At 72.0% G+C, this 15111-nt stretch carries 17 protein-coding genes; 5 read left to right on the top strand and 12 right to left on the bottom strand.

Features of this window, described 5'->3' with window-relative positions; genetic code table 11:
• Positions 1 to 34: 34 nt before the first annotated feature.
• From OG332_RS25430 to OG332_RS25420, 3 genes are read right to left on the bottom strand one after another with little or no spacing between them, the layout of a single operon-like run.
• The gene (locus OG332_RS25430; RefSeq protein ID WP_327415650.1) at positions 35 to 2428 is read right to left on the bottom strand and encodes a tetratricopeptide repeat protein; all 2394 of its coding nucleotides are present in this window, start codon (positions 2426 to 2428) and stop codon (positions 35 to 37) included.
• On the bottom strand, positions 2428 to 2850 hold the full coding sequence (locus OG332_RS25425; protein WP_327415649.1) for a hypothetical protein: 423 nt from the start codon (positions 2848 to 2850) through the stop codon (positions 2428 to 2430). The genes OG332_RS25430 and OG332_RS25425 overlap by 1 nt, the downstream gene beginning before the upstream one ends.
• A 35-nt stretch (positions 2851 to 2885) precedes the next feature.
• The gene (locus OG332_RS25420; protein WP_327415648.1) at positions 2886 to 3257 is read right to left on the bottom strand and encodes an ATP-binding protein; all 372 of its coding nucleotides are present in this window, start codon (positions 3255 to 3257) and stop codon (positions 2886 to 2888) included.
• A 179-nt stretch (positions 3258 to 3436) separates the two neighbouring features.
• On the opposite strand from OG332_RS25420, the gene OG332_RS25415 reads away from it, so the two are divergent.
• Entirely contained in the window at positions 3437 to 4222 is a 786-nt protein-coding gene (locus tag OG332_RS25415) for a helix-turn-helix domain-containing protein (protein WP_327415647.1), read from the top strand.
• Positions 4219 to 4398 carry a DUF397 domain-containing protein gene (locus tag OG332_RS25410; protein ID WP_327415646.1) on the top strand — a complete coding sequence of 60 codons (180 nt, stop codon included), beginning with the start codon at positions 4219 to 4221 and terminating at the stop codon, positions 4396 to 4398. Before OG332_RS25415 ends, OG332_RS25410 begins: the two co-directional genes overlap by 4 nt.
• Before the next feature lie 18 nt (positions 4399 to 4416).
• On the opposite strand, the gene OG332_RS25405 is transcribed toward OG332_RS25410, so the two are convergent.
• Positions 4417 to 5181, bottom strand: a complete 765-nt coding sequence (locus OG332_RS25405) for a TetR/AcrR family transcriptional regulator (protein ID WP_327415645.1) — start codon at positions 5179 to 5181, stop codon at positions 4417 to 4419.
• Between the two features lie 101 nt (positions 5182 to 5282).
• On the opposite strand from OG332_RS25405, the gene OG332_RS25400 reads away from it, so the two are divergent.
• Both OG332_RS25400 and OG332_RS25395 read left to right on the top strand, forming a co-directional pair.
• The gene (locus OG332_RS25400; protein ID WP_327415644.1) at positions 5283 to 6218 is read left to right on the top strand and encodes an ABC transporter ATP-binding protein; all 936 of its coding nucleotides are present in this window, start codon (positions 5283 to 5285) and stop codon (positions 6216 to 6218) included.
• Positions 6215 to 6970 carry an ABC transporter permease gene (locus OG332_RS25395; RefSeq protein WP_442816204.1) on the top strand — a complete coding sequence of 252 codons (756 nt, stop codon included), beginning with the start codon at positions 6215 to 6217 and terminating at the stop codon, positions 6968 to 6970. Before OG332_RS25400 ends, OG332_RS25395 begins: the two co-directional genes overlap by 4 nt.
• 55 nt (positions 6971 to 7025) lie before the next feature.
• Here OG332_RS25395 and OG332_RS25390 read toward each other — a convergent pair whose 3' ends face one another.
• Complete coding sequence (locus OG332_RS25390) at positions 7026 to 7298, bottom strand: DUF1876 domain-containing protein (RefSeq protein WP_327415643.1); 273 nt, start codon at positions 7296 to 7298, stop codon at positions 7026 to 7028.
• Between the two features lie 195 nt (positions 7299 to 7493).
• The gene (locus OG332_RS25385; protein WP_327415642.1) at positions 7494 to 7628 is read right to left on the bottom strand and encodes a hypothetical protein; all 135 of its coding nucleotides are present in this window, start codon (positions 7626 to 7628) and stop codon (positions 7494 to 7496) included.
• A gap of 82 nt (positions 7629 to 7710) precedes the next feature.
• Between OG332_RS25385 and OG332_RS25380 the strand changes: the two genes are divergently transcribed.
• Positions 7711 to 8100, top strand: a complete 390-nt coding sequence (locus OG332_RS25380) for a hypothetical protein (protein WP_327415641.1) — start codon at positions 7711 to 7713, stop codon at positions 8098 to 8100.
• Between the two features lie 6 nt (positions 8101 to 8106).
• Here OG332_RS25380 and hemB read toward each other — a convergent pair whose 3' ends face one another.
• The 6 genes from hemB to OG332_RS25350 all read right to left on the bottom strand — a co-directional run bounded on the left by hemB (position 8107) and on the right by OG332_RS25350 (position 15038).
• Complete coding sequence (gene hemB / locus OG332_RS25375; RefSeq protein ID WP_327415640.1) at positions 8107 to 9105, bottom strand: porphobilinogen synthase; 999 nt, start codon at positions 9103 to 9105, stop codon at positions 8107 to 8109.
• 149 nt (positions 9106 to 9254) lie between these two features.
• A complete protein-coding gene (locus OG332_RS25370; protein WP_327415639.1) occupies positions 9255 to 10922 on the bottom strand; it encodes a bifunctional uroporphyrinogen-III C-methyltransferase/uroporphyrinogen-III synthase in 1668 nt (555 codons plus the stop codon).
• Positions 10919 to 11887, bottom strand: a complete 969-nt coding sequence (hemC, locus tag OG332_RS25365) for a hydroxymethylbilane synthase (RefSeq protein WP_327415638.1) — start codon at positions 11885 to 11887, stop codon at positions 10919 to 10921. The genes OG332_RS25370 and hemC overlap by 4 nt, the downstream gene beginning before the upstream one ends.
• Entirely contained in the window at positions 11884 to 13683 is a 1800-nt protein-coding gene (locus OG332_RS25360; protein WP_327415637.1) for a glutamyl-tRNA reductase, read from the bottom strand. The genes hemC and OG332_RS25360 overlap by 4 nt, the downstream gene beginning before the upstream one ends.
• The gene (locus OG332_RS25355; RefSeq protein ID WP_327415636.1) at positions 13680 to 14486 is read right to left on the bottom strand and encodes a redox-sensing transcriptional repressor Rex; all 807 of its coding nucleotides are present in this window, start codon (positions 14484 to 14486) and stop codon (positions 13680 to 13682) included. The genes OG332_RS25360 and OG332_RS25355 overlap by 4 nt, the downstream gene beginning before the upstream one ends.
• Before the next feature lie 273 nt (positions 14487 to 14759).
• Positions 14760 to 15038, bottom strand: a complete 279-nt coding sequence (locus tag OG332_RS25350; RefSeq protein WP_327415635.1) for a glutaredoxin family protein — start codon at positions 15036 to 15038, stop codon at positions 14760 to 14762.
• Positions 15039 to 15111: the final 73 nt, after the last annotated feature.

The raw sequence follows: 15111 nt of genomic DNA, 5'->3' as shown, positions 1-15111 counted from the left end.
CGGCGCACGGGGAACGTTCTCCCCGTGCGCCCCCTCACCTCGTGAACCGGTGCCACCAGCGGCGGGGCCGCAGGGACGCCTCGCGCACGTCCGCGGCCTCCTGCCTGCACTCCGCCTCCCGCTTCGCGTCGCCGGCCGCTGCGAAGCCCGCCGAGGCCCGCTCGAAGCCCTCCTCTGCCTCCGTAAGGCGGCCCAGACCGCCCAGGGTGCCGGCCAGTGCCCGCACCGCACCGGCCTGGCCGGCCTTGTCCCCCACAACGTCCAAGAGCGTGCAGGCCCGCTCGTGCGCCTCCAGCGCCTGCGTCCACCGCCCCTCCAGCTGGTGCAGCACGCCCAGGTTGATCAGCGCCACGCCTTCGCCGTGCCGGTCACCGTCCGCCCTGAAGAGGCTCAGCGCCTCCTCGAAACGGGCCCGCACCTCGTCCGCCGGCCCGACGGGCAACAGCGAGGACGCGATCCAGGTCAGGGTCCACGCCACTCGTGTCCGGTTGCCCAGACCCCGCACGATGACGAGTGCCTCTTCCCATACGGCCACGCACTCCTCGCGCCGTCCCGCCGCCGAGAGCGCCTCACCGAGAGCGTCCAGCGCGATGACCTCGCGGTGCCGGTCGCCCAGCTCCCGCATGAGGGCGAGAGCCTGCCGGTGCATGGCGATCGCCTCGTCCAGCCGCCCCAGGTAGTGGAGGTCGGCGCCCAGCGTCACCAGGACCGCGGCTTCCGCGTGCCGGCTCCCCAGCCGGCGGTAGATGTCCAACGCTTCCTGGTGAGCCTGCCGCGCCTCCCCGTAACGGCGCACACCGCTGTACGCGGTGCCCAGCAGGTGCAGCGCCCTGCCCTCCCCCTCCCGGTCGGAGGTCTCGCGGAACCGGGTGAGTGCCTCCGTCAGCCGGTCGGCGGCCTCCGCATAGTCGTGCGCCTGGCACAGTGCGCTGCCGAGGTCGCACACCGCGACGGCGAGGTTGCCGGGCCTGCCGGTCGCGCGCACGGCCGCAAGTACGTGACGCGCCATCAGCAAGTGTTCTTGCGCGTGCCCGTAGAGCTGGAGGTAGGGGGCCAGGAGGTCGGCCAGTTCCACGGCGGTGTCCAGCCGGCCGGTATCGGCGGCGAAGCCCACAGCGGCGACCAGCATCGGCCGCTCCGTGTCGAGCCAGTCCAGCGCCTGCGCCACGGAAGGCAGTCCCGGCCCGCTACTGCCCGGACTGTTCACTCCCAGGAGCTCCTGCGCCACTCCGGTGCTCAACACCAGGTTGGCCAGGAAGGCGTCGGTCACCTCCTCCCGCCCGTCCTCCTCGGCGCACTCCTCGCCCCGCTCCAGCGCGTACAACCGCAGCAGGTCGTGCATCCGCCACCGCCCCGAACCGACGGGCTGCTCGGTCAGCAGGCTGGCCCGTACGAGGGCAGCCAGCTTGGGCCGCACGTCCTCGCCCTCGCCGGTGAGCAGGCCGGCGTACTCCGTGCGGCAGTCCGGGCCGGGGTTCACGGTCAGCAGCCGGAAGATCCGCGCCTGGTCGGCGGGCAGCCGCGCGTACGAGAGGTCGAACGCGGCCCGCACCCCCACCGGTACGCCGCCCTCGTCGAAGGTCAGCGCCTCCAGCCGGCTCCGGGCCTCGGCCAGCCGCTGGGCCAGCTCCCCCGCGGACAGTCCGGGATCGCCCGCCAACACCGCCCCCGCCACCGCGAGGGCCAGCGGCAGCCGTCCGCACCGCCGGGCGATCCCGGCCAGTGCCTCGGGCTCCCGTACGGGCCGGGGGTCGTCCGGCCACGCACGCAGCACCGCGTCGGCGAGGAGCTCGGCCGCGGGCTCCTCCGCCAGCTCGTCCAGCGGGAGCACCCGCCCCGCGAACCCTGGCGCCACCAGCCGGTGCCGCGAGGTCACCAGCAGCCGGTGCGTTTCCGCGGCCGGTACGAGGTCACGCACCTGCCCGACCGATCCCGCGTCGTCGGCCACGATCAGCACGCGCTGCCCGGCCTGCGCGAAGGCCGCCAGCCTCGCCCGGTACAGCGCAACCCGGCCCTCCGGCGACTCCGGCGTGTCCGTGTCGCGGACCCCCAGGTGGCGCAGCATCTCCTGGACCGCCTGCGGCCCGCTCACCCCGCCGTCGGAGGCGTAGCCGCGCAGCGACAGGAAGAACACCCGGTCGCCGAACCAGCCCAGTTCCACGGCCCGGTGGGCCGTGGACACCGCCAGCGCGCTCTTGCCCACCCCGGCCAGCCCCGCCACCACGACGACCGGCGGGCCGCCCTCCGCGAGCAGTCCCACCAGTTCCTTGACCGTCCCGTCGCGGCCGACCAGGGCGGCGGGCGCGTCGGGAAGGCCGAGCAGCGCCCGGGGCGCGGGGCCGGCGCCGGCCGCGTAGGTGATGTGGTCGCCGGCGACCTGGGTGATCCGCGCGTTCCCCTCGGCGCGGGCCCACTGCTCGTTGCCCACTAGGAGGTGGGCGCGGTGCTGCCGGTGCCGGTGCCCGTGCCGGGGACGGTGCCCGTGCCGGGGGCGGTGCCGGTGGTCTGCTGCACGCGGGAGTCGTCGTCGGCCCGAGCCCTCTGGTCCAGCAGACCGGGAGCGGGGCTGCCACCGGACTGGGTGATCTGACCGGTACCGGAGGCGCGGGCCCGCTGCCGCACGACGGTCTGCCCGGCACCGGCGCCACCCGGCCCGCTGCTCGCCCACCAGGCCCCGGCCAGCCCGAAGGCCGCCGCCATGGCCCCGGCGAAGCCGGCGGCGGCCGCCACCTTGTCCGAGTCCTTGTCCGGCAACCAGCCGAAGGGGTCCGCCTGGCCCAGCTTGAAGCTGAGCAGGAACACGATCGCCGTGCCCCCGATGACGACAGCCCACCGCAACGGACGTGACACTGGCCCCCCTTGATGCGTCTTCCGAGCATCCGAAGCTAGCAGGCACCCCTTCGGAACTCGCACCAGACGACCTTCCCGGGCGTCCGGGCCAACACCCCCCAGTCGTCGGAGAGCGCGGCCACGAGGGTCAGGCCGTGTCCGTGCGGCCGCCCGGTGATCCGGGACAACCCGGGCCCGCCGTCGTGCACCTCGACCCGGATCGTCGCGTCCTCGAAGCCGAACAGCCGCAGCAGGTACCCGCGGCCGCGCGGAACCCCGTACCGCAGCGCGTTGGTGGCCAGCTCGCTCACGCAGAGCAACATTTCGTCGGGGCGTTCGTCCACGCCCCACGCCCGCAAGGTGTCACGTGTGAACTGCCGCGCAGCTGCGACGGATCGGGGTGAGCGCAGGTAGAGACGATCGCGCACGAGCGCCGCCTGAATAGTTGGATTCACGGGACGATCGTCGCGTTCCGTGACTAGCGTGGAGCAGTACGTCGACCCGTACTCATGGATGAGTACGAGTCGGCACGGGGTATTCCATGTGCATGGGTGGGGAGTTCGCTGTCATGCCACCGAGGAAACGCGCACGGCCAAACGCAACGACCATGAAGATGGTCGGCGCGATGGTGGCCGCCGCCCGCATCGCCAAGAACCTGACCCAGAAGCAACTCGGAGAACTGGTACGGCTGGACGCGGAGACCATCGCCTCCATCGAACAGGGCCGCCGCGCCCTGATGCCGAACGTCGCCGAGCTGATGGACCAAGTCCTGGGGCTGCCCGGGGTGCTCACGGTCGCGGCGCACAAGATGCCGCAGGTCGACGTGATCCCGCCGTGGGCCGAGCCGCTGATCAACCTGGAGCAGAAGGCAGTCACGCTGTCCTCGTACCAGAATCAGGTAGTTCCGGGCTTGCTCCAGGCCCAGGCCTACGCGGAGGCGGTCTTCCGCAGCCGCGTCCCGCTGTACACCGACAGCGAGGTCGCAGATCAGACTGCGGCCCGACTCGACCGTCAGACCACCCTGAGGCGCGAGAAGCCGATGGTCGCCAGCTTCGTCATCTGGGAACCGGCCCTCACATGCCCTCTGGGCGGCCGAGCAGTACTCCACGAGCAGCTCCGCCACCTCTTGACCTGCTCCGAGCTGACGGGGGTGTCCATCCAGATCCTCCCGCTGGACCGCACCCTCCATCCAGCCCTGGACGGCCCCTTCGTTCTGCTCGAAACCCCGGTGCATCAGCACATTGCGTACCTCGAAACGCAACGCGGCAGCCTGGTCGTCTCCGACCTCGACGAGGTCAGCATCCTCTCGATGAAGTATGCGATGCTGCGGACACAGGCCCTCAACCCCGAGGAAACCAGGGACCTGTTGAAACGGCTCCTAGGAGACCCATGAGCACCCCACTCGCGTGGTTCAAGTCCAGCTACAGCGCCAGTGAGGGCGGCGACTGCGTCGAGGTGGCCGCCTCCCCGACCCAGGTGCACGTCAGGGACTCGAAGGTCCAGGACGGCCCCGTCCTGGACCTCGCCCCGGCGAGCTGGGCGGCGTTGACCGGCTGGGTCAGGCGGTAGCACCGCCCCGCGGCCCGGTCAGCTGGCGGCCCGCTCGGCGACCAGCGGGGCCAGCCCGTCCAGGATGCGGTCCAGGCCGAAGCGGAACTGGAAGTCCGGCTCGCCGGAGCCGGTGAAGGCGTCCGAGCCCAGCAGCCGCGTCACGGCCGGGTGGCTGTCCGGGCGGGTCAGCAGTTTCAGCGTGCGCACGTACTGACCCAGCGCCTGCTCCGGGGCGACCCCGGACTTGATGATGGCGTCCATCATGTCGGCGGCCATCGTGGCCTCGTTCCGCACCAGCCCGCCGATCAGGATGATCGTCGAGAGCTTCTCGCCCTCCTTCAGGCATGTGCCGGCCATGGACGCGAGGCCCCGGTCCATCCAGGCCAGCTGGTTCGGGGAGACGGGCGCGGCGGTGATCGGGATGCGCAGGATCCAGGAGTTGGCCATCAGGACGGCCCGCTGCGCGTACGCCCAGTCGGTGAGCAGCTCGCGCCAGCCCCACCCCTCCGCCTCGGGCGGCAGCGGCGGCGGGGTGCCGACGCCCGCGTCGGCCATCAGGACGTAGAGCTCCTCCTTGGCGGCGACGTACCGGTAGAGGGACATCGTCGAGACGCCCAGCTCCTTGGCCACGCGGCCCATGGAGACGGCGTCCACCCCCTCAGCGGCGGCCAGCGCCACGGCCGCCTCCACGATCCGGGGCAGCGTGAGCGTGGGACGCGGCCCCTTGCCGGGGCGTTCGCGCAAGCCCCAGGCCATTTCCAGGCTCGCCGGGAGCCCTGTAGCGCTGTCCTCGTCCGCCATGTCCGCCCACTCCTCGATTGACCCCCATCCTAGTTCTGTGTATTACTTACACAGAAGAGCGTAAGGCATACGCAGAAGCTGGGAAGGGAGCACCATCCCCCATGACCACGCACGCCTCCGGCGACCTCGGAATCCACGCCACCGGCCTGACCAAGTCCTACGGCGACCTCCGCGTCCTCGACGGCATCGACCTCGCCGTCCCGCGCGGCAGCGTCCTCGCCCTCCTCGGCCCCAACGGCGCCGGGAAGACCACCACCGTCCGGATCCTCGCCACCCTCACCGCCGCCGACGCCGGCACCGCCCGCGTCGGCGGCCACGACACCGTCACCGCACGGGCCCGCGTCCGCGAACTCATCTCCCTCACCGGCCAGTTCGCCGCCCTCGACGAGCTCCTGACCGGCGCCGAGACCCTGCGCATGATGGGCCGCCTCGCCGGTCTCTCCCCGCGCACCGCCCGCACCCGCGCCGACGAACTCCTCGCCCGGTTCGGCCTCACCGAAGCCGCCGGCCGCACCGCGAAGACGTACTCCGGCGGCATGCGCCGCCGCCTCGACCTCGCCGCGAGCCTCGTCTCCCGCCCCGAGGTGGTCTTCCTGGACGAGCCGACCAACGGCCTCGACCCGCGCAGCCGCCAGGACCTGTGGGACCTCGTACGGGAACTGCGCGCGGACGGCACCACCGTCCTGCTCACCACCCAGTACCTGGAAGAGGCCGACCGTCTCGCCGACCGCGTCGCCGTCCTCGCCGGCGGCCGCATCGCCGCCGAGGGCACCCCGGCCGAACTCAAGGCCCGCGTCGATGGACACCGCCTGGACCTGACCCTCGCCACCGGCGCCGCCTACGAGGCCCTCGCCCCGCGCGCCGTCCACCTCGACCCCGACGCGCTCACCCTCGGCCTGCCCACCGACGGCACCGCCGCCCACGTCCGCGCCCTGCTCGACGAACTCGATCCGGACCGCACCGCCGTGGACCGCTTCGCCGTCCGCACCGCCACCCTCGACGACGTGTTCCTCACCCTGACGGGAGCCGACCGATGACCGCCATGCCCGTGAGCGCCCTCACCCTGGCCGGCCGCAGCCTGCGCATCAGCAGCCGTCGGCCCGACGCCCTGATCGGCGCCCTGATGCTGCCCGTCATGCTGATGCTGATCTTCGTCTACTTCTTCGGCGGCGCCATCGACACCGGGACGGCGTACGTGACGTACGTGGTCCCCGGCGCCATGCTGCTCTGCGCGGGCTTCGGCGCGGCGAGCACCGCCGTCAGCGTCTCCGAGGACATGACGAACGGCGTCATCGACCGCTTCCGCTCCCTCGACATCGGCGGCATCCCGATCCTCGCCGGGCACGTCACCGCCTCGGTCCTGCGCAACCTGATCTCCACCACCCTGGTCCTCGCCGTGGCCCTCGCGATCGGCTTCCGGCCCCAGGCGGGCCCGGCCGGCTTCCTCGCCGCGGCCGGCCTGCTGCTGACGTACATCACCGCGATCTCGTGGCTGGCCGCCGCACTCGGCCTGCTCGCCAAGTCCCCGGAGGCGGCGGGCGGCTTCACCTTCCTGATGATGTTCCTGCCGTACCCGTCCAGCGCCTTCGTCCCCATCGACACCATGCCGGGCTGGCTGCACGGGTTCGCCGACCACCAGCCGCTGACCCCCGTGATCGAATCCCTGCGCGCACTGCTCCTGGCGCAACCCGCGGGTGACGCGCCCTGGGTGGCCCTGACCTGGTGCGCGGGCATCACGGCCGTGGCCGTGACCCTGTCCGCGGTCCTGTTCCGCAGCAGGACCCGCTGAGGGGCTCCTCACCGGGAGAAGCCCCTCAGCACGCCGACGGTGCGTACGTACCCGCTCAACCCTTGAGCGGATAGGAGTGCCGGCCCGTCGCCTCGTCGATCTCGGCGTGGGCCTTCTGCAGCATCTGCGACGCGAGATCCATGAGCGCGCGAGCGCCCGCGATCTCTTCTCCGACCCTCAGCTGCTCCGGGTCGGAGGGGTGACGCAGGGCATAGCCCCGCGCCTTGATCTCGGAGCCGTCCCCGAGTCTGACCAGGGCCGCCGCACTGGTGCGGTGGCCCTCCTCGGTGAATTCGAGCTCCACATGCCACCCGACGAGCGTAGCCATGGTGCATCACCTCCAGGGGGTCACCCTTCCCTCCAGAGTGCGCCCGCGAAGGATGCATCGCGAGTGGGAGCCGTCAGCCGCTCGCCAGGGCCGTCGCCACCGTCTGGAACCACGCTCCGTACGAGAACGGCTCGGGCGGGTTCACTTCCATGCCGAGTTCCGCGGCGGCCAGGGCGCCGTGGCCGTGGGCCCCTGTCAGCCCGCCGCGATGCTGTCGACCACCCGGTCCATGTCGCGGATCTGACGCTCCAGATGACCCTGCATCTGGTCGAGGTCGTCAGCGAGCTTGGTGAGGCCGTCCTCCGAGACCTTGAGATCGCCGTCCTGCATGTCCACCCCTCGTTGGCGCTGCCGTGCCACATACGCACGTACGCCTACGAGATTCGCAGGTCAGCGGGGTATTCACCTGAGTATGCGCACTCACGTTCGGGCTCTTCCTGCGGAGTTCACCGGATCCATGACCCCGGACACCACCCGCCACCCCCGCGCGTTCCCCGCGCCCCTCGTCTCCACCCTGCTGACGCTGCCGCTCTCGGCCGTCGCGTTCTTCTTCGTCGGGTTGTCCCCGATGGCCTGCGACTCCTGCGGTGACGCGGCGAGCGACCGGTTCGACGCCTCGTACGGCATCGCCTTCCCGGTGTTCGGGTCCGGCCTGGCGGTGGTCCTGGTCCTGCTGCTCGCCGCGTGGGCGCTGCCCTGGCAGCGGCGCCACGCCGCCGCCAGGGTGTGGTTCGCCGTCTCCGCCCCGGCCGCCGTCGTCTTCGACTTCATCGTCTTCCACGGACTCGTCGACCGGCCGTAGCGCGGGTCAGTCGTTGCGCAGCCAGCCGGCGACCTCGGTCGCCCAGTAGGTGAGGATCGTGTCGGCGCCCGCCCGCTTGATGCCCAGCAGGGTCTCCAGGATGGCCCGGTCGCGCTCGATCCAGCCCTTCTCCGCCGCCGCCTCGATCATCGCGAACTCGCCGCTGATCTGGTACGCCGCCACCGGGACGTCCACCGCCTGCGCGACCCGGTACAGGATGTCGAGGTAGGGACCGGCAGGCTTGACCATCACCATGTCGGCGCCCTCCTCCAGGTCGAGGGCGAGCTCCCGCAGGGACTCCCGCGCGTTCGCCGGGTCCTGCTGGTAGGTCTTGCGGTCGCCCTGGAGCGAGGAGGCGACGGCCTCGCGGAAGGGCCCGTAGAAGGCCGACGAGTACTTCGCCGTGTACGCCAGGATGGACACGTCCTCGTGCCCGGTCTCGTCCAGCGCGTCGCGGATGACCCCGACCTGGCCGTCCATCATCCCGCTCGGGCCCACCACGTGCACCCCCGCGTCGGCCTGGACCTGCGCCATCTCGGCGTACCGCTCCAGCGTCGCGTCGTTGTCCACACGCCCGTGCTCGTCCAGCACACCGCAGTGCCCGTGATCGGTGTACTCGTCGAGACACAGGTCGGACATGATCACCAGATCGTCCCCGACCTCGGCCTTCACGTCACGGATCGCGACCTGCAGGATCCCGTCCGGCTCGGTGCCCGCCGTGCCCAGCGCGTCCTTGTTCTCGTCGGCCGGAACACCGAACAGCATGATGCCCGAGACCCCCGCCTCGACCGCCTCCACGGCGGCCTTCCGCAGCGTGTCCCGGGTGTGCTGGACGACGCCCGGCATCGCGGAGATCGCCAGGGGCTCGCTGATGCCCTCCCGTACGAACGCGGGGAGGATCAGGTCCGAGGGGTGCAGCCGGTTCTCCGCGACCATCCGCCGCATCGCCGGGGTGGTGCGCAGCCGGCGGGGCCGCGAGCCGGGGAAGGATCCGTACGTGCTCATCTTCTAGTCGCCTCTTCGAGCATCGACAGCAGTCGGGACAAGCCTAGAGCCCGGCCCCACCCCTCCGACCGCCCCCGGCAAAACAAGGGCGGGGCCCAACGCACCAGCGCCGGACCCCACCCTCGTACTCGTTTCCGCTCAGCCCACCGCTAGGTGGTACGGCGGCGCCGCGCCCCCGGCCGGCGCTCGCTCGGCCGGAACACCGTCTCGCCGGCCTCCTTGGCCGCCTCGCGCCGCGCCGCACCGTACTCGGCGAGGGCCTCCGCCAGCTTCGACACCGACGGCTCCGGCGACAGCACGTCGACCCGCAGCCCGTGCTCCTCCGCCGTCTTGGCCGTCGCCGGCCCGATACAGGCGATGACGGTCACGTTGTGCGGCTTGCCGGCAATGCCCACCAGGTTCCGCACGGTGCTCGACGACGTGAAGAGAACGGCGTCGAAACCGCCGCCCTTGATCGCCTCGCGCGTGTCCGCCGGCGGCGGCGACGCGCGCACGGTCCGGTAGGCGGTGACGTCGTCGACCTCCCACCCGAGCTCGATCAGCCCGGCGACCAGCGTCTCGGTCGCGATGTCGGCCCGCGGCAGGAACACGCGGTCGATCGGGTCGAAGACCGGGTCGTACGGCGGCCAGTCCTCCAGCAGTCCGGCCGCGGACTGCTCCCCGCTCGGCACCAGGTCCGGCTTCACGCCGAACTCCACGAGCGAGGCCGCGGTCTGCTCGCCCACCGCGGCGACCTTGATGCCCGCGAAGGCACGGGCGTCGAGCCCGTACTCCTCGAACTTCTCGCGGACGGCCTTCACGGCGTTGACCGAGGTGAAGGCGATCCACTCGTAGCGGCCCGTCACCAGGCCCTTCACCGCGCGCTCCATCTGCTGCGGGGTGCGCGGCGGCTCCACGGCGATGGTCGGCACCTCGTGCGGTACCGCGCCGTACGAACGCAGCTGGTCGGAGAGCGAGGCGGCCTGCTCCTTGGTGCGCGGTACGAGGACCCGCCAGCCGAACAGCGGCTTCGACTCGAACCAGGCCAGGTCCTCGCGCCGCGCGGCGGCGCTGTGCTCACCGACCACGGCTATGACGGGCCGGGCGCCCTCGGGCGAGGGGAGCACCTTGCCCTGCTTGAACACCTGGGCGATCGTGCCCAGGGTCGCGGACCAGGTGCGCTGCCGCGTGGTGGTGCCGGCGACGGTCACCGTCAGCGGGGTGTCGGGCTTGCGCCCGGCGCTCACCAGCTCGGCGGCGGCCGCCGAGACGGTCTCCAGCGTCGCGGAGACGACGAGGATCCCGTCGCTCGCGCCGACCTCGCTCCAGCAGCGCGCCGAGGCGGTCTTCGCGTCGACGAACCGGACGTCCGCGCCCTGCTTGTCGCGCAGCGGGACACCGGCGTACGCGGGCACGCCCACCGCGGTCGCCACACCGGGCACCACCTCGAAGGGGATGCCGGCGGTGGCACAGACGAGCATCTCCTCGGCCGCGTTGCCGTCGAGCCCGGGGTCGCCCGTGACGGCACGCACGACCCGCCTGCCGGAGCGTGCGGCCTCCATGACAAGATTGGCCGCGTCCCGGATCACCGGGACCCCGGCGGCTGCTGACACTTCGTCAGCAATCGTCAGCTGCGGCGTGTCGACACCCGCGCGCGCATGCGTCCGTACGACCTCGAGCACCTCGGGCTCCGCGATCAGTACGTCCGCGGCGGCGAGCGCCTCGACGGCGCGCAGCGTCAGCAGACCCGGGTCGCCGGGGCCGGCACCGAGGAAGGTGACGCGTCCGTGGGCGGCGACGGCCGGAAAAGCGGAGGTGGTCGGACTTGAGGGGTTCAAAGCGATCGCTCCCCCATCAGACCGGCCGCGCCCTTGGCCAGCATCTCGTCCGCGAGTTCGCGGCCGAGAGCCATGGCCTCGTCGTACGACTGGGGCACGGGACCGGTGGTGGACAGCTGCACCAGCGTCGAGCCGTCGAGGGTTCCGACGACGCCGCGCAGGCGCATTTCATTGACAATCTGGCCGTCGGCCAGCAGATCGGCGAACGCGCCCACGGGTGCGCTGCATCCGGCCTCCAGGGCGGCGAGCAGAGAACGCTCGGCGGTCACGGCGGCCCGGGTGAACGGGTCGTCGAGTTCGCCGAGCGCGGCGATGAGGTCCGTATCGGACGCGAGGCACTCCACGGCCAGGGCGCCCTGGCCGGGGGCCGGCAGGACGTTGTCGACGCAGAGCAGGTCGGTCGCCTCGTCACCGCGACCGATCCGGTTGAGGCCGGCGGCCGCGAGCACGACGGCGTCGAGCTCGCCGTCGCGGACGAAGCCGATCCGGGTGTCGACGTTGCCGCGGATGGGCACCGTCTCGATCCGCTTGCCGAGCGACAGCGCCAGGTGGTTGAGCTGCGCCGTGCGCCGCGGCGACCCGGTGCCGATCCGGGCACCGTCGGGCAGCTGCTCGAAGGTCAGGCCGTCCCGCGCGACGAGCGCGTCCCGCGCGTCCTCGCGGCGCGGCATGGCCGCGATCACGAGGTCGTCGGGCTGCGAGGTCGGCAGGTCCTTCAGCGAGTGCACGGCGAAGTCGACCTCGCCCCGCAGCAGCGCGTCGCGCAGGGCGGTGACGAACACGCCCGTCCCGCCGATCTGCGCGAGGTGCTCGCGCGAGACGTCGCCGTAAGTCGTGATCTCCACGAGCTCGACGGGCCGGCCGGTGATCGCCCGTACCGCGTCGGCGACGTGCCCCGACTGGGACATGGCCAGCTTGCTCCGCCGCGTACCGAGCCGCAGCGGCTGGTCGGGACGTGTGTTCATGATGCCCGTCCTGGGTCGTCGTCGTTCATCGGATCGGCCGCGTCCGCCCGGCTGACGGAAGCAACCGTCTGAGGGTCGAGGTCGAAGAGTTCGCGCAGTGCCTCCGCGTACCCGGCGCCGCCGGGCTCGCTGGCGAGCTGCTTGACGCGCACGGTCGGCGCGTGGAGGAGCTTGTCGACGACGCGGCGCACGGTCTGGGTGACCTCGGCCCGCTGCCGTTCGTCGAGGTCGGGGACCCGCCCGTCGAGCCGCGCCACTTCCATGGCCACGACCTCGGCCGCCATGGCCCGCAGGGCGACCACGGTGGGCGTGATGTGCGCGGCCCGCTGCGCGGCCCCGAAGGCGGCCACTTCCTCCGCGACTATGCCGCGCACGGCGTCGACGTCGGCCGCCATCGGGGCGTCGGCGGACGCCTCGGCCAGGCTTTCGATGTCGACGAGCCGCACGCCGGGAATCCGGTGCACGGCGGCATCGATGTCCCGGGGCATGGCCAGGTCGAGCAGCGCGAGCCGGACGGCCGTCGCGTCGGTCTGCGTACGGGCGCTCCTGCGCGGCTGCCGCTGCGCGGCGGCCTCGCCCTGATCGGCCCAGGTCCCGTGCAGTTCGAGGGAGTTGGCGTCGACCCCGGTCAGCGCGGCCCGCCCGTCGGGCCCCACAGGACACCCGTCGGCCTCGACGGGGGCACTGATGGTCCGAGCAGCCCCGGCGTCAGCCAGCCGGCCCCCGTCCCGGGCAGCAGCGACGAGCCGCGCGATGACGGCCGCATCCACCCCGGCGGACACATCCAGCCCCGCCAATTCCAGCCCCGCCGGCGTTTGAGGCGCGGGGTCCGGGGCGGAGCCCCGATCTCCCAGCCCCGCCGGCGTTTGAGGCGCGGGGGTCCGGGGGCGGAGCCCCTGGGAGGCCTGGGGCGCAGCCCCGGCCTCTTCCTGCTCCGCCGGCGCGAGCCCACCGGCGCCCCAGGACATGGCGGCCAGCACGTCATCGGCGGTCAGCACCAGCCCGGTGGCACCCGTGCAGGACACCACCACGTCGACTCGTGTCAGCTCATCGGCCACCCCGGCCATGGAGATCGCCACCGCCGCGACCCCGGTGCCCGAGGCAACCAGAATCTCCGCAAGCCGCTCCGCCCGATCGGCGGTCCGGTTCGCCACCACGATCTCGGCGACCCCGACCCGCGCCAGCGTCGCCGCCGCGAGCGAGGACATCGACCCGGCCCCGATGACCAGCGCCCGCTTGCCGGCGGCCCACTCGCCCACCGGCACACGAACCCCGGCGAGCTGTTCCAGCCCGAAGGTCACCAGCGACTGGCCCGCGCGGTCGATCCCGGTCTCCGAGTGCGCCCGCTTGCCCACCCGCAGCGCCTGCTGGAACAGGTCGTTGATCAGCCGGCCGGCGGTGTGCAGCTCCTGCCCCAGCGCCAGCGCGTCCTTGATCTGGCCGAGGATCTGCCCCTCGCCCACGACCATCGAGTCCAGCCCGCACGCCACCGAGAACAGGTGGTGCACCGCCCGGTCCTCGTAGTGCACGTACAGGTACGGAGTGAGCTCTTCCAGAGCCACCCCGCTGTGCTGGGCCAGCAGCGTGGACAGCTCGGCCACACCCGCGTGGAACTTGTCCACGTCCGCGTACAGCTCGATCCGGTTGCACGTGGCGAGCACCGCCGCCTCCGCCGCGGGTTCCGCGGCGAGGGTGTCGTGCAGCAGCTTGATCTTGGCGTCCGCGGACAGCGAGGCCCGCTCCAGGACGCTCACGGGTGCGCTGCGGTGACTCAGCCCTACGACGAGCAGACTCATGCCGGCATCACCGCCGGGTGGTCGCCCTCGGGGTTGCCCTTGCGCGCCTCGGCGGCCGCGCGGCCGGCCGGCGGCACGACGGCCGCGGCGGGGGCGGCGCCGCCCCCGGAGGAGCCGCCGGCGGCAGCGGCGGCCGCTTCCTCGCCGGCCTTGCGCTGCTCGTGGAACGCCAGGATCTGGAGCTCGATGGAGAGGTCGACCTTGCGCACGTCCACGCCGTCGGGCACGGACAGCACGGTCGGCGCGAAGTTCAGGATGGAGGTGACCCCGGCGGCGATCAGCCGCTCGCTGACCTGCTGGGCCGCACCGGCCGGCGTCGCGATGACACCGATCGAGACGCCGTTCTCCTCGATGATCTTCTCCAGATCATCGGTGTGCTGGACGGGCATGCCGGCCACCGGCTTGCCGGCCATCGCCGGGTCGGCGTCGATCAGCGCGGCCACGCGGAACCCGCGCGACGCGAAACCGCCGTAGTTGGCGAGCGCGGCGCCGAGGTTGCCGATGCCGACGATGACGACGGGCCAGTCCTGGGTCAGGCCGAGCTCACGGGAGATCTGGTAGACGAGGTATTCGACGTCGTAGCCGACGCCGCGGGTGCCGTAGGAACCGAGGTACGAGAAGTCCTTGCGCAGCTTCGCGGAGTTGACTCCGGCGGCGGCTGCGAGCTCCTCGGAGGACACCGTGGGCACCGATCGCTCGGAGAGCGCGGTGAGGGCACGCAAGTACAGCGGAAGCCGGGCGACAGTGGCCTCGGGAATACCTCGGCTGCGGGTCGCCGGTCGGTGAGTTCGGCCAGTTGCCACGATGCTCCTGCGGGATGAGCGGGGCTGCAGGCGGTCACTTGTCCCAAGACCGCCCCGTCGACAGCAGGCTATGCCTTTGTGAACGCGTGCACAAAGATTGTGTCCGCTTTGTCCGAGCAAAGTGACCGGGGTCACGCGACCTCGGCACGTAAACCCGGAACCGGCCGCACGTCGAACCCGTTCAAATCCCAAAGGGGGCAAAACCGTGCACACTCCTCACAGATACGCCCCCGAGATCCCACAAATCGCCCATGATGGTAACCGGGAAGGAGGTCAGGCCTCCAATGCCCGCCGGAGCCGGTCCGGGTTCACCCTCCAGAAGGTGTGCTGTTCGCCGTCGACGAGCACCACCGGGATCTGCTCCCAGTACAGCCGGTAGAGCTCCTCGTCCTGCGAGATGTCCTTCTTCTCCCACCGTGCTCCGGTCTCGGCGCAGACCTCCGCGACCACCCCCTCGGCGTCGTCGCACAGGTGACACCCGGGCTTCCCGATCAGCGTCACCATCCGCTCGCCGGGACGCTTCTTTTCCTTACGGCGCAACAAAGGGCTCATGGCTTCATTCTCCCGAAGTGTTAACGCCTCCGTTTCCCATCGGTTCGGGAAGTACCGAACACAGTGGCTATGC

This window comes from Streptomyces sp. NBC_01233 (genome assembly GCF_035989305.1).
Taxonomy (GTDB): Bacteria; Actinomycetota; Actinomycetes; order Streptomycetales; family Streptomycetaceae; genus Streptomyces.
This window is presented reverse-complemented; position numbering and strand designations above follow the sequence as displayed.

Coding starts and splice junctions, on each gene's coding strand:
- OG332_RS25415 (WP_327415647.1), top strand. CDS start 3,437: ATGAAGATGGTCGGCGCGATGGTGGCCGCCGCCCGCATCGCCAAGAAC.
- OG332_RS25410 (WP_327415646.1), top strand. CDS start 4,219: ATGAGCACCCCACTCGCGTGGTTCAAGTCCAGCTACAGCGCCAGTGAG.
- OG332_RS25405 (WP_327415645.1), bottom strand. CDS start 5,181: ATGGCGGACGAGGACAGCGCTACAGGGCTCCCGGCGAGCCTGGAAATG.
- OG332_RS25400 (WP_327415644.1), top strand. CDS start 5,283: ATGACCACGCACGCCTCCGGCGACCTCGGAATCCACGCCACCGGCCTG.
- OG332_RS25395 (WP_442816204.1), top strand. CDS start 6,215: ATGACCGCCATGCCCGTGAGCGCCCTCACCCTGGCCGGCCGCAGCCTG.
- OG332_RS25390 (WP_327415643.1), bottom strand. CDS start 7,298: ATGGCTACGCTCGTCGGGTGGCATGTGGAGCTCGAATTCACCGAGGAG.
- OG332_RS25385 (WP_327415642.1), bottom strand. CDS start 7,628: ATGCAGGACGGCGATCTCAAGGTCTCGGAGGACGGCCTCACCAAGCTC.
- OG332_RS25380 (WP_327415641.1), top strand. CDS start 7,711: ATGCGCACTCACGTTCGGGCTCTTCCTGCGGAGTTCACCGGATCCATG.
- hemB (WP_327415640.1), bottom strand. CDS start 9,105: ATGAGCACGTACGGATCCTTCCCCGGCTCGCGGCCCCGCCGGCTGCGC.
- hemC (WP_327415638.1), bottom strand. CDS start 11,887: ATGAACACACGTCCCGACCAGCCGCTGCGGCTCGGTACGCGGCGGAGC.
- OG332_RS25360 (WP_327415637.1), bottom strand. CDS start 13,683: ATGAGTCTGCTCGTCGTAGGGCTGAGTCACCGCAGCGCACCCGTGAGC.
- OG332_RS25350 (WP_327415635.1), bottom strand. CDS start 15,038: ATGAGCCCTTTGTTGCGCCGTAAGGAAAAGAAGCGTCCCGGCGAGCGG.